Raw genomic sequence first — 13,173 nt, 5'->3', positions numbered from 1 at the left:
TAATCTGACCGCCTTTCCCGGATCAAGCCTGCGAAAGGGCGCCTTCTTCCTTATGCTGAGCGGCAGACTTCACCTGCTCATGCGCTTGGTAGGAGCTGCGGACCAACGGACCTGATTCGACGTGGCTGAACCCCCGTTGTAATCCCTCTTCCTTTAACTTCGCAAAATCTTCCGGTGGGTAATATTTTTGCACATACAAATGTTTCTCGGATGGCTGCAAATATTGTCCAATTGTCATAATATCACAATCGACTTTACGCAGATCATCCATGGTTTGTAAGATCTCGTCCCACTCTTCTCCGACACCCAGCATGATACTGGATTTGGTAGGGATGGACGGGTTTAATTGCTTTGCACGTTGAAGAAGCTCTAGGGAGCGATGGTATTTGGCCTTGGCCCGAACTTTATCGGACGTCCGCTCCACCGTTTCAATATTATGATTCAAAATATCTGGCTTGGCATCCATGACTATACGCAGTGATTCGATATCGCCCATAAAATCGGGAATCAACACTTCTACGCTGCAAAAAGGCAAACGGCGGCGAATCGCCCGCACCGTTTCTGCAAATATAGTAGCTCCCCCATCCTTCAAATCATCGCGGGCCACACTGGTTACGACACAGTGTTTCAAGTTCATGTTTTCAGCCGCTTCCGCGACGCGTTCAGGCTCCTGCAAGTCCAGTTCCGTAGGCATTCCCGTATTCACTGCGCAAAAACGGCACGCACGCGTACAAATATCACCCAAAATCATAAATGTAGCTGTCCTGTTGGCCCAGCATTCATATATATTAGGGCATCGCGCCTCCTCACATACGGTATGTAATGTCTTGGAACGCATCATGCTCTTGATTTCCTGATAGTTATCGCCTGTCGTGAGTTTAATACGAATCCAGTCGGGCTTGGCTTCCTTCACTTTTCTAGACAATGGCATAGACCTTCTTTCTGATAAGCTTGGGCTGTCATTGCCATACATTATAACATGAAAGCCATGGAAAAACCTCCATTCATTGTTCCCTTTTTGATATGACTTTGATGCCGAAAAAGTAAAATCCTTATATGGATAAAAGCGACGGATATGGCTCAATCTAAACCAAAGCGCCCGTATCGTTGCCGTTGGATGCGGGCCTGTAATCTACGGGGGCTGTCAAGCTCTCTTATAAGGAGGTTGGTTCACGTGCCTTACCCTAAACGTACAGTCCGCGCTGTTCGCCTGTTGCCGCTGCTGTTATGCGCTACTACATTGACAATGGCCTGTCCGCTTCCTGCTCAGGCCTTGGCCAAACCTTTACAACCATCATCCCAGAGCATTCAGCAAGCACATGTTGCTACTCCAAATTCCCAGTCATCATTGTATACGTTCAGGCTTGCTCTATATCGTTCTGTCGAAGCCTTGACAGGGATTCCGTGGTATAGGCTGGCCGCTATCGACCAGTATGAACGCACGCTTACGATTGCGCATCCCAAGGATCGCAAGCATGCGGAGCGAGTCACAGGTATCTTTGTCACCAGCCCCGTCTGGTCCGGTCTGATGAACCCTAATCCCGAGGATCGGCATCCACGTTCCATTTCTTTTTTTTCCGGGTTGGGGCAGGACGGTTCGGGTGACGGAATTGCTAACCGTGATGATGACAGGGACTTGCTGTTCAGCATCGCCTCTTATCTCGGTAAATATGGAAGCACAGAGGATGAGTTTTCCATTGCGGTATGGGAATATTACCACAACAGCCGCGCCGTTCAAAGGGTACAGCAGTTCGCCAAACTGTATCGAACATATGGAAAGCTGGAGCTTGGCAAACAAGCCTTCCCGCTTCCCTTGGGCAGCATTTATAGCTATCGCAGCACTTGGGGCAGTCGTCGGAGCTGGGGCGGTTACCGCATTCATGAAGGAACAGACCTATTCGCTGGCTATGGCGTTCCGGTTCGCAGTACCTGCTACGGCGTAGTGGAAATGAAAGGCTGGAATCCGTTCGGTGGATGGCGAATCGGGATTCGGGATCTCAGCAACCGCTATCACTACTATGCGCACCTCTCTGGCTTTGACAAGACCGTTCACAACGGGGACATTGTCAAGCCAGGTCAGATTGTCGGCTGGGTCGGAAGCTCGGGTTACGGCAAGCCCGGTACTCAGGGTAAATTCCCGCCACATCTGCACTACGGCATATACCGGGACAACGGTTGGATGGACTGGTCCTTTGATCCATATCCGTTATTAAGACAATGGGAGCAAACGGAGCGCAAAGCGCTCAAAACCAGTAAAGCAAAAGGGACCTCCACATAAGGTCCCTTTTGCTTTTCATATACAACAATCAAGTCCTCTCACCCCTTGCCTTCGTTTATGGCGTTGGAGATGAAGTGGTGGGTTCGTCTTGCTGCATCTGAGGTACATTCTCTATGCCGGAATCCGCAGCACCGCCTGTCTCTATCGAATGTGGCGGCAACGCCAAATTCGGGGCGATGGCTCCATTTTTACCAACAGGCTTACCCTGATTATCATAGTAGTACATCGGGACATTGCCTACCACGAGCAAATAAGACACCGGAATTTCCGTCTCCACAATCTGAGGCTGCATTTCAAAAGGAATCACGACGGACACCTCCGTCGTAATCCGAATATACACTTCCACCAAAATCATGTTGATGCCCGCATCCTGCTGGCGTGTATTTAAATCTACCTTGATCGCTCCATGCGGCTCCACCTTGAGTGGAACCTTCGGACCATAGGCTGCCAACAGCGGACTGCCCAATGCCTGACCGATTGGAACCCTCTCATCAAAATGGCTCATGCTGTCCATCGTTGCCTTGACTGCCTTGAGCGTATTCGAAGTAATTCTCATATGCTCCGCATAATTCAGAACAAAGCCGGAGGTTTTCCCTTGCGCATCCGTTCTCCATTCAACCAGTTTATCTGCGGTCTCCCCCTGCTCCACCTGCGCAGTAATCGCTGAATTAATGGCCTCCGTCGCCATTTGCTTCACCCGCACTTTTGCCAAATGCATCATAGGCGGCTTCAAATGCTGCTCCACATAAGAGGCAATCTGTACGATTCCTACCAGCAGTATCAGCCCCACAATGAGCCATACTCTGCGTCCACCGTGTCCTCTTCTGTTGGGTCTGCTATACCAATGCGGTCTTCTCTTCATCCCGATCCCCCCGCAGCGATGAGCTTACCCTACAAGGATATGCGAGGGGTACACGAAAAAGAAGCTGCCCGTCCGGCAGTTCCTTTTGGTGGCTAATATATAATCTCCGATGTGACTCTTAAGTCAGGATTTTGCAAAATCCTGAATTATGAATTTTAAAAAAATCATTTAAAAATACGGTCAATCTTTTCAATATCCGCCTGGCTCAGTTGAACATCCAGCGTTTTCAGATTCGCCAGCACCTGCTCCGGCCCCTTCGCTCCTGGAATGAGGGCATCAATCGAATCGCGGGTCAAATACCATGCGAGCACAACATGAGCGACCTCTGCATTTAACGCATTAGCAATCTGCCGTACCTGCTCCACTTTGTCCAAATGACGAGCAAATGCCTCTCCCTGGAACAATGGACTTTTCGCTCTGTTGTCTGTGAAGGTTGTGTCTTTCGTATACTTACCGCCCAGCAATCCAGAAGCCAGCGGGAAATAAGGTACAAACGAAATGCCATTGGCCTTGGTATAAGGCAGCAGTTCCTTTTCCGCTTCACGTTGGAGCAAATTATATTCAGATTGAAGCACATCTACATAGCCGTCCTTATTCGCATCCTTAAGTTGTTCAATGGAAAAGTTAGATACGCCAATGGCCTTGATTTTGCCTTCGTCCTTGAGCTTCTTCAATTCTCCGACAGCCTCTGCCTTTGGCGTAGCTTCATCCGGGAAATGGATATAGAACAGATCAATATAATCGGTTTGCAATCTTTTCAGACTGGAATCAACAGATTCACGTAAAAAAGCAGGGGAGTTGTCAACAACAACCTCTCCGTTCACAAATTTGTGTGCCCCCTTGGTCGCAATGACAGCTTCATCACGCTTACCACGCTCCTTCAGCACCTCACCGATCAACCGCTCTGAGTGCTCGGGTCCATAAATAAAAGCCGTATCCAGAAAATTGATGCCGTTGTCCAAAGCGGTACGAACGACTTCTTTGCCCGTTTCATCGTTCAAGCCGGAAAAAAGATTATGTCCTCCCACCTTATTTGCACCCAAACCGATTGGTTTTACATATAGATCTGTTTTGCCAATACGCACTTGCTCTGCCAATTCACGTCATCTCCTTTTCGAAAGTTACTTCCATTTTAATATTGGATTCCAAAAAAAGCAAAGCTAATGTTCACTTTCAGCGGTTTCAAGGTAGAGACGCCAATCGCCCTTGGCAATATCCTGAGCCAGCTTACGTAGTACCGGCAGACGTACGCCCAGCACATTATCAATATTCGGAATCAATGCCGCCGTAAATTTCTGAAAATCTGAATCGACATATGATAGTATTTGTTCTCTGATTGTCATTTCCACAGTCCCCACTCCCTGATCCTTAACGAAATGAAATACTCCATAAATAAATAGAGGCCACCGAACCATAAGGCGAATAGACTCGGCGGTACTCCTCAAATTGCTTCTTGGTGAGTGTATCCAGATTATACAGCCTCTTCATTCCCCGTCGAATAGCTATATCGCCCCAACTGACGACATCCGGGCGCTCCATGGAATTAATCAGCATCATTTCAGCCGTCCACGGGCCGATCCCATGCAACGAGGACAGTTTTTGAATCACTTCTGTATCGGTGAGCTCATATAATTCCTGCAAATCCAACAAGCCCTGCTCTATCGTTTGGGCTATATTCAGGATACAAGCCGCCTTTTTCATCGTTATACCACAGCTTTGAATAGCTTCAACCGACTGGGTCGCTATATTTTCCGAATTCATCGCACCCAGCTTCTCCTGCATTCTTGCCCATATGGTTTGAACCGCCTTGGCAGAAATAAGCTGTCCCACAATCGCATGAACAAGCGCAGCGAACAGATCGGGAATAATCACTCGCTCGACCTTGCCCATTTGCGTCATCGCTGTACCGAGTACGGTATCCACGCTTTTCAGATAATTGATTTCCTTTTCTCCATAGTTAAAATTTTTCGTGATTACGGTTTGCACACTCAGCTTCCCCCTCTGCACCCAATCAGGGCTCAAATCCTTCACGGCTCACATAAAGAAGTTCCCCCACGCCGTCTCCCCTAAAATAATCATCAATACAGATACGGTTGACCAGTGGCAAAAGCTTGTCCGCAAAATGTTCGCTGCTTGGAAGCAGCGGAGCGATTGTGGCTTGCGTTGGTACTCCTGCCTCTTTTAACAGTTGCAGCGTCTTGAAACGGGCCTGAATAGGGGGCGCATCCGGCGTAAAATGCATGCGTATATCTTCGAGGTCTGTTTCTACCGTCATGCTCACCCGTACGCGATCCTATAGTTGGAGCAACAGGTCGATTTTTAACGAGTGCGTATACCCCGACAAGAAACCTGTTCCTTTATTCAGAAGGGTCTTGGGGGATTTGTATATATGATGTGCTTTTATGGTTAACCTCTTTCAAGCTGCAAAAGCTTTACATTCATGTCCAAACCGCACGCTATCCGGCTAAAGCACCATTTTTGCCGATGACTCGATGGCATGGGACGGTGACCAGAATCGGGTTAGCACCGATAGCAGCCCCTACCGCCCGAACAACAGCGCGTTCCAGACCACTATCTGAAACACAGTCCCCCGAAAGTCAAAAGTAGTTCTGTGGCATAGGGCTGCAAGACCTCATCATCTTCAACCAATGGACTGCCAGGAAATCGGCTTCCTGCCCACAAAGTCAATTCCTCTAAAGGTTTATCGGGTGAACCTACGTAACATACTCCATCCGGTATAGCTGCAATATATAAATTCCAATCCTCGTGGGTTAACATGATGTATACCTCCATTTTGTAATTGTTCTGATTTAAGGTGGCGATATTGCAAAGGCGTGTAGCCTGTATTCACCTCTCATTTGCGATGCAGCCTCCACATATCAATGTTTAAATTATAAACCAAACAGTGAACATATGTACCCCTCTTGGAATGTAGAGGCAAGATAACGAAAAAAGATGACTCCATCGGAGCCACCTTGATCTTACACATCACCTAGTCCTCCTCTGGAATGTCTCCTTTACGCGTGCCAGCCAGCGGATACGTCATGATGTTTTATCGTTTTTCAGCATAAAACAGCCGCCTCTTCGGTTATAGGTTCGTATCCTACTAATCCCGAAAAGAGCGGCTTGTTCAACTCACAAATCACTTATTCTGGTTATTCAACAGACGTATTCAGGCAATTCCCTCTTACTCATTTGTACCTCCGAACAATTTCAACAGCGGGGCCTGCTCCGTTACCTGCCCTTGAGGGATTGGAAAAATTTCAGTATATTCGGAAGAATTCGTAATGATAACTGGCGTAATTGTAGGATACCCCTCTGCCCTGATTTGCTCAACATCAAACTCGAGCAGCAGATCCCCTGCTTTTACCTGATCGCCTTCTTTGATATGGGAAGTAAAATGTTTACCGTCCAGCTTAACCGTATCTACTCCGACGTGAACCAGAACTTCTGCACCATGGTGCGAAACAATCGCAAGCGCATGCTTTTTCTTGAACGCCACAGTTATGGTTCCGTCGAACGGGGCTACAACTCTGCCCGTTGTCGGTTGGATGGCGATACCTTTACCCATAGCTTCCGAAGCAAATGCAGGATCGGGAACCTCCGACAGAGCAACCACAGTTCCTTCAATCGGGCTAAGTACTTCTTCATTAGAAACAGCAGCTTTAGGAGTGGATTCTTTAGCCGAATTGTCAGTGGTTTCCTCCTCTTCTATCGGATCTTCAAATCCTAAAATATAGGTCAAAATGGCCGAAACCAGAAACGATACCGAAATTCCTAAAATCAGTCCCGGGAAGCCTTGTCCGCCGGGGCCGTAGAAGATGGGCAATGTCAGCAGTCCCGGCGCGCCGGAAGCGAATGCTTGCGTTCCCGCTTGGCCGATAATTGCACCACCGATAGCACCGCCGATAATACCTGCAATAAACGGACGTTTCAGCGGAAGTGTGACTCCATAGACGGCTGGTTCTGTGATACCGAACAATGCGGTAAGCGTAGCGGAACCCGCCAAGGTCTTCAACTTTTTATTTTTTGTTTTCAGCATGACACCAAACGCAGCACCGGTTTGGGCGAAGATGGAGGCCGCAGCGGAAGGCTTGATTCCGTCTCTTCCGTTCACAGCAATGTTATTAATGAATACAGGTACGAGACCCCAATGGACGCCGAAAATAACGAGAATTTGCCAGCAAGCCCCCATGATTGCGCCAGCCAACAACGGGCTGAAGCCGAACGCGGCAATGAGTCCAGTTGCGATGCCGTTGCCCACGTAGACCCCGAATGGACCAAACACGATCAATGTCAGAGGAAGCATAATCACGAGCAGGATCAATGGCGTAATAAAATTTTTGACGCTTTCATGGATCAACCGGTTACACCATTTTTCCAGCTTGCTCATGACAATGATAGCAATAATAATGGGAATAACCGTAGACGAATAACTCATCATGACAATGGGAATACCGAAAAAGTCAGTAGGTGTACCTTCCGTTTTCAACGTGACGATGGACGGGTAAAGCAATCCTCCGGCAATCGTCAGGGCAACGAAGATGTTACCTTCAAATTTCCGGGCCGTTGTAACCGCTAACAGGAGGGGCAGAAAATAAAACAGACTATCCGCGGCAGCCAGCAGAATAATGTAGGTAGTGTCCTTTGGTGTCAGCCATCCAGCGTTGCTGGCAATAAGCAGCAGGCCCTTCAGAATACCGGCTCCCGCCATGACTCCGAGTAGCGGTGCAAAAATGCTGGAAACAACGTCTATAATGGCACCGAAGCCTTTGTTGGCTTTAGCAGGTTTTTCATCTTTTTTGGACTCGTCCAAAATGTTGGATACCTTGCTGATAGCACTGTATACTTCTGGTACTTTGTTACCGACTACGACCTGAAACTGACCACCGCTCTGCTTAACCGTGATGATTCCATCAGTTTTCTCCAGTTTTTCTTTGTCCGCTTTCGCCTCGTCCTTTAGCACAAAACGCAAGCGGGTGGCACAGTGTACGAGGGATACCACATTTTTTTCACCACCTACCAGGTCAACAATTTCCTTAGCCAATTTTTCATAACTCATGCTAGACACCTCCATGTTCTAATGGGCATTTTACGTATTTAGGCGCACAAAAAACCTAAGCCTTGAAAAATGGTGGGCGCTTTTTGTCCCGCAATTTTTCATGACTTAGGTTTTGCCTGCATAACCAGTAACAATCCCAGTTAAAATTTATTTAATTCCTGTTGTTCTCATAATATAATTAATCAACCTTATCTGTCAATAAAAATATTTAGTCATATATTTCTATATCCTGTTTGCAGGAAAAGTCCAGCTTATCTGTTGACCACCCGCTCAATATGCACGGTCAGATACAGCTTTTCTTCGTTCGTCAATTCGTGGTTGTATTCTTTTTCCACAAAAGCTCCGATTTTCTCCGTGCAAGCAGCCGCGTCTCTGTGCTTTTCCTTGATCATGTCATACAAATGATCGTAGTTGTTTTCGTAGTGGTTCCCCTTAAACACACGCTGGGCGAAAAATTTCAGATGCGTAATAAAGCGGAAATAACTCAGAGAGTCCTCGTCAAAATCGACCTTAAAATGATATTTTGCAATATTGATAATTTGCTGCATAAATTTTGTAATACTCATAGTGGTGATAACTTCCTCGTTCATTTCGGCATTCACGATGTGAATCGCAATAAAAGCCGCTTCGTCCACAGGCAATTCAATATCGAGCTTTTGTTTAATTTGTTCCAGCGTTTTCAGACCGATCGCAAATTCTTCTTTGTACAGCTGCTTGACTTCCCACAATAACGCGTTTTTGATCTCCAATCCTTCCTGGTATCTTTCAACGGCGAAATTGATGTGGTCAGTCAAGGAAACATAAATATTTTCGTTCAGCTTTTTATTCAAATTGTGCTTGGCGTCATTGATAATCTCTTCCACAATCACAATCAGTTCTAGCGGAACCTCACGCAGCAGCATTTTGAAGTTGTCGGACGTTTGCTTGTTTTTCAGGGCAAATACTTTCTGAATTCTGGTTTCGTCTACTTTATCTCCAGGCTTTTTCTTAAAAGCAACCCCTCGACCCATCACCACGAGTTCTGTACCGTCTGTCTGGTAGACACTGATTACATTGTTGTTGATGACCTTTGCTATTTTCATCTAAATCCCCCCATATGCCAGCAAGAGCCACTCCTGTTCCATCCTGTTTCTGGCAAACAAAAAAAACCGAAGCTCAACAAATAAACAAGACTGTAAAATCCGCTTATTGATGGCTTAGGTTTTGCCTGCCTTTGCAGTAACAATCCTAAAAATGATGGAATTGCGTCAAGTATAGCCCGAAGACGGGAGATTGTCAACGCTTTCACCCAAGAAACGAAGACCGGAAATCCCCATTATTTTCGGGATGTCCGATCTATTTTCTTGTGGGACGTTACTCTCCCAGATTCTCGCCATCGGAATGAATTACGTTTTTGTACCAGTGGAAGCTTTTCTTTTTAATCCGGTTCAGCGAGCCGTTGCCTTCGTTGTCCCGGTCCACATAAATATAGCCGTAGCGTTTTTTCATCTCTCCCGAGGAAGCGCTGACGATGTCAATAGGGCCCCAACTCGTATAACCGATAATCTCAACCCCATCCTGAAGAGCCTCGCCCATTTCCGCAATATGCCGCTTCAAATAGTCGATCCGGTAATCGTCATTGACTTCTCCTTCAGGAGAGACCACGTCGTTGGCACCAAAGCCGTTTTCCACCACAAACAGGGGCTTTTGGTAGCGGTCATGCAATTGGTTTGCCGTGATACGGAACCCCTTCGGATCAATCGTCCAGCCCCAATCGGACTTGTCCAGATACGGGTTGGATACGGAGCCAAACACATTGCCGCTCGTCATGTTTTTGACAACTTCCGGGTCTGTGCTGGTCGTCCGGCTGGAATAATAACTGAATCCGATATAGTCAACGGTATGATGCTTCAAAATATCCGAGTCGTCTGGTTCCATCTCGATGGAGAGTCCATGATCCTTGAAGAAGCGCTTCGCATAACCAGGATATTCCCCGCGTGACTGCACGTCAATGAAGAAGTAGGACTCGCGGTCTTTTTCCATTCCTTGATAAACATCTTCGGGATTACACGTATACGGATAAAAGCTGCCGGCAGCCAGCATACAGCCAATCTTGGCGTCTGGAATGATCTCGTGGCACGCTTTTACAGCCAATGCACTTGCAACAAGCTGGTGATGTGCAGCCTGGTACTGAATTTGTTTGACGTTTTCACCTTCTTGAAATACAAGCCCGGCACCAATAAACGGCAAATGGAGCAGCATGTTAATTTCGTTGAACGTCATCCAATATTTCACTTTATCTTTGTAACGGGCGAATACTGTTTTGGCATATGTTTCAAACAAAGCAACCAGTTTTCGGCTTCGCCAGCTTCCGTATTTATCAATCAGATTGACCGGTACGTCAAAGTGAGCGAGAGTAACCACTGGCTGGATGCCATGTTTAAGCAATTCGTCGAACAGGTCATCGTAAAATTGTAGCCCGGCTTCATTCGGCGTGGCGTCTTCTCCCGTTGGGAAAATACGGGCCCATGCAATGGAAACACGCAGCGCCTTGAAACCCATTTCCGCAAATAACGCAATATCCTCACGATAGCGATGGTAAAAATCAATCGCTTCGTGGGAAGGATAGAATTCGCCTTCGAGCGGAGTGAGCAAGGGAACATTCCCCTGCATGATACTTCTTCTCTTCTCTCCAGTCGGCAACAGATCCACCAGACTCAATCCTTTGCCGTCTTCCAGATAAGCACCCTCGGCCTGATTGGCAGCAAGAGCGCCACCCCATAAAAAGTCTTTCGGAAAAACAAAGCTGGACATAAACGTTCTCCTTCCAAATGTGTGATGGGGGAAAGCCGAAAGGGTTTGGAGAAATAAAAAAACCCAAACTAGCCCAGATACACGTGTAGTGTAGACAAGCCGGTTCAGGTTATGCCCTAACGGTAACATCCCATGAAAAGATTATACGTATTTGATTGAAACTCTAACAAAGATTTGGAAGCCTGTCAAATTCATTTGATGCTACAATCGACAAATATTTAGTTATTTCCACTAGCTTCGCTGTCTCATCGCCTCAAAAAGCAGCACCGTAGAAGCCATCGCCGCGTTCAGCGATTCCGCCTGTCCCTGCATCGGAATGAACACCGATTCATCCACCATACGTGCGGTGGATGCGGAAATACCCTGCCCCTCGTTGCCAATAACAAGCCAAGCGGAAACACGCAAATCAACGGCATAACACGACAGGCTTGCGTCCAGCGAGGTGCTGATCAGTCGGGCACCTTTGCTTTTGGCCTGTGGCAAAAGCTCCTCCAGACTGCCCTCAATCACGGGCAGGTGAAAAAGCGATCCCATCGTAGAGCGGATCGTCTTCGGGTTGTACAGGTCGGCGCAGCCGTGACCCAGAATGACGCCTGCGGCTCCTGCGGCGTCCGCACTACGGATGATGGTGCCTACATTGCCGGGGTCCTGTACCCCGTCCAGCACCATCACCAGCGCATTCGGTTGCTCCAGCAACACCGGGAATGCGCCGCGCTCCTCCTTGCGCACGATAGCAAAGACGGACTGCGGTGTCTTCGTATCGGTGCATTTGGCAATGACCGCCGCCGACACGGGAACCCATTCCACCGGCTGGTCTGCTTGGTCTAGGCCATTCAGCTCGGCAGGAATGCCCTTGTCCAAATCATAGGCAACGCTTTCCACAGCCACGCTAGAACGCAACGCTTCCTGCACCAGATGAATGCCCTCGACGATATATTTATGCTGCCGGGTGCGATGTTTTTTTTCCAGCAGCTGTGCCCATTCCTTTACACGTGTATTGTTCGGTGAAATGATTTCCATTCGTTATCCGTCCGTTCCTTAATAAATAAATGATGTATCATTACATTGCAAAAGCCAGCTCTAGCTTGGTTAAATCATCCTTGTGGCCTACAATAACAAGCACATCCCCCGTCTCCAGCCGATCTTCAGCATAAGGGGAGATATTCATTTCCTGATCTCGGCGAATCGCCATCACGTTACAGCCAAAACGAGCGCGTATATCAAGTTCCTTCAAATTTTTTCCTATCATGGAATCTGCGGCTTTTATCTCCAGAATACTATAATCCTTGGACAGCTCAATATAATCCAGAATATTCGGGGACGTCAAATGATGGGCTACTCGTAACCCCATGTCCCGCTCGGGATAAACCACCTTATCCGCGCCTATCTTTTGCAGCACTTTCCCGTGCAATTCATTTTGCGCTTTTACGATCAGAGCTGGCACTCCCATATCCTTGAGGATTAATGTCGTCAATATACTTGCCTGTATATCTTCGCCAATCGCCACCACGATGACATCAAAATTACGGATACCAAGTGCTCGTAACGCTTCTTCATCCGTCGAATCGGCAGATACCGCATGTGTCACAATATTCGACATTTCCTGTGTGCGCTGTTCGTCCGAATCAATCGCCAGCACGTCAAAGCCCATTTCGCTCAATGCAGTGGCAACACTGGAGCCAAAACGACCCATGCCGATTACCGCATACTGCTTCTTAGCCATTCCTTCCTTACCTCCCGATCACCATACTGTCCGTCATAGTATAGCATAACGCGCCAAAAACATAAATTTGACATGCTTATGCCAAATGCTTCTTCATGTATACCGGGCAGCAGCCCAAGCCATAATACACCCGACAACAATTACAAACATACGGGAGGTACACATGCCCATTACACTGGATTTACGACAAGCCATTGTTCACAAAGTTCACGGCAAATCAGAAGCTGATCTTACCGATATGATTATCGGGTCAGTGGATGGACCAGAGGCCGCTTTGCCCGGATTGGGTGTCATTCTTGAGGTGGCATGGAAGCACATGAACCAGACTCAGCAACAAGAGTTTGTCCACCTAGCACATGAGCAGCTTGATAAAATCAAGCCCGTCCCGCTAACCTGAGTCCTATCTTCAAGCTTTTGTTCAATCCTGCTTCATCCTACTGACCGTATACGAGAAT

Annotated in this window: 10 protein-coding genes and 4 pseudogenes; 2 read left to right on the top strand and 12 right to left on the bottom strand. The window is 47.5% G+C overall.

What is annotated here, in order from left to right:
* Window positions 1–22: 22 nt before the first annotated feature.
* On the bottom strand, window positions 23–925 hold the full coding sequence (gene lipA / locus ACIFO6_RS03140; protein ID WP_430038074.1) for a lipoyl synthase: 903 nt from the start codon (window positions 923–925) through the stop codon (window positions 23–25).
* A gap of 249 nt (window positions 926–1,174) precedes the next feature.
* On the opposite strand from lipA, the gene ACIFO6_RS03135 reads away from it, so the two are divergent.
* The gene (locus ACIFO6_RS03135) at window positions 1,175–2,278 is read left to right on the top strand and encodes a M23 family metallopeptidase (protein ID WP_430038071.1); all 1,104 of its coding nucleotides are present in this window, start codon (window positions 1,175–1,177) and stop codon (window positions 2,276–2,278) included.
* Between the two features lie 55 nt (window positions 2,279–2,333).
* Here ACIFO6_RS03135 and yunB read toward each other — a convergent pair whose 3' ends face one another.
* The 11 genes and pseudogenes from yunB to ACIFO6_RS03080 all read right to left on the bottom strand — a co-directional run.
* On the bottom strand, window positions 2,334–3,140 hold the full coding sequence (gene yunB, locus ACIFO6_RS03130; protein WP_430038068.1) for a sporulation protein YunB: 807 nt from the start codon (window positions 3,138–3,140) through the stop codon (window positions 2,334–2,336).
* A 164-nt stretch (window positions 3,141–3,304) separates the two neighbouring features.
* A complete protein-coding gene (locus tag ACIFO6_RS03125; protein ID WP_430038065.1) occupies window positions 3,305–4,237 on the bottom strand; it encodes an aldo/keto reductase in 933 nt (310 codons plus the stop codon).
* A gap of 66 nt (window positions 4,238–4,303) precedes the next feature.
* Window positions 4,304–4,489, bottom strand: a pseudogene (locus ACIFO6_RS03120) (DNA alkylation repair protein); the annotation flags it as partial.
* 19 nt (window positions 4,490–4,508) lie between these two features.
* Complete coding sequence (locus tag ACIFO6_RS03115) at window positions 4,509–5,126, bottom strand: DNA-3-methyladenine glycosylase family protein (protein ID WP_430038062.1); 618 nt, start codon at window positions 5,124–5,126, stop codon at window positions 4,509–4,511.
* Between the two features lie 25 nt (window positions 5,127–5,151).
* Window positions 5,152–5,433: pseudogene (locus ACIFO6_RS03110) on the bottom strand (radical SAM protein); the annotation flags it as partial.
* Between the two features lie 113 nt (window positions 5,434–5,546).
* Window positions 5,547–5,933, bottom strand: a pseudogene (locus tag ACIFO6_RS03105) (methylated-DNA--[protein]-cysteine S-methyltransferase).
* A gap of 394 nt (window positions 5,934–6,327) precedes the next feature.
* Window positions 6,328–8,202, bottom strand: coding sequence for a beta-glucoside-specific PTS transporter subunit IIABC (locus tag ACIFO6_RS03100; protein ID WP_430038059.1), 1,875 nt, complete (start codon window positions 8,200–8,202; stop codon window positions 6,328–6,330).
* Window positions 8,203–8,453: 251 nt separating this feature from the next.
* On the bottom strand, window positions 8,454–9,284 hold the full coding sequence (licT, locus tag ACIFO6_RS03095) for a BglG family transcription antiterminator LicT (protein ID WP_149094648.1): 831 nt from the start codon (window positions 9,282–9,284) through the stop codon (window positions 8,454–8,456).
* 271 nt (window positions 9,285–9,555) lie between these two features.
* Window positions 9,556–10,995, bottom strand: coding sequence for a 6-phospho-beta-glucosidase (locus ACIFO6_RS03090; protein ID WP_430038055.1), 1,440 nt, complete (start codon window positions 10,993–10,995; stop codon window positions 9,556–9,558).
* Between the two features lie 231 nt (window positions 10,996–11,226).
* Entirely contained in the window at window positions 11,227–12,015 is a 789-nt protein-coding gene (locus ACIFO6_RS03085) for a TrmH family RNA methyltransferase (protein ID WP_430038052.1), read from the bottom strand.
* Window positions 12,016–12,055: 40 nt separating this feature from the next.
* Window positions 12,056–12,721: pseudogene (locus ACIFO6_RS03080) on the bottom strand (potassium channel family protein); the annotation flags it as partial.
* A 160-nt stretch (window positions 12,722–12,881) separates the two neighbouring features.
* Between ACIFO6_RS03080 and ACIFO6_RS03075 the strand changes: the two are divergent.
* Window positions 12,882–13,115, top strand: coding sequence for a small acid-soluble spore protein SspI (locus tag ACIFO6_RS03075; RefSeq protein WP_044648543.1), 234 nt, complete (start codon window positions 12,882–12,884; stop codon window positions 13,113–13,115).
* The last annotated feature ends 58 nt before the right edge of the window (window positions 13,116–13,173 follow it).

Origin of the sequence: Paenibacillus sp. NRS-1781, assembly GCF_050467745.1 — a bacterium.
In the GTDB taxonomy this organism is placed as follows: domain Bacteria; phylum Bacillota; class Bacilli; order Paenibacillales; family Paenibacillaceae; genus Paenibacillus; species Paenibacillus terrae_A.
The sequence above is the reverse complement of the archived record's forward strand: the minus strand, read 5'-3'. Positions and strand labels throughout refer to the sequence as shown.

Bases quoted from the DNA above. Each gene is read 5' to 3' on its own strand.
- yunB (WP_430038068.1), bottom strand. From the start codon at position 3,140: ATGAAGAGAAGACCGCATTGGTATAGCAGACCCAACAGAAGAGGACAC.
- ACIFO6_RS03100 (WP_430038059.1), bottom strand. From the start codon at position 8,202: ATGAGTTATGAAAAATTGGCTAAGGAAATTGTTGACCTGGTAGGTGGT.
- licT (WP_149094648.1), bottom strand. From the start codon at position 9,284: ATGAAAATAGCAAAGGTCATCAACAACAATGTAATCAGTGTCTACCAG.
- ACIFO6_RS03090 (WP_430038055.1), bottom strand. From the start codon at position 10,995: ATGTCCAGCTTTGTTTTTCCGAAAGACTTTTTATGGGGTGGCGCTCTT.
- ACIFO6_RS03085 (WP_430038052.1), bottom strand. From the start codon at position 12,015: ATGGAAATCATTTCACCGAACAATACACGTGTAAAGGAATGGGCACAG.
- ACIFO6_RS03075 (WP_044648543.1), top strand. From the start codon at position 12,882: ATGCCCATTACACTGGATTTACGACAAGCCATTGTTCACAAAGTTCAC.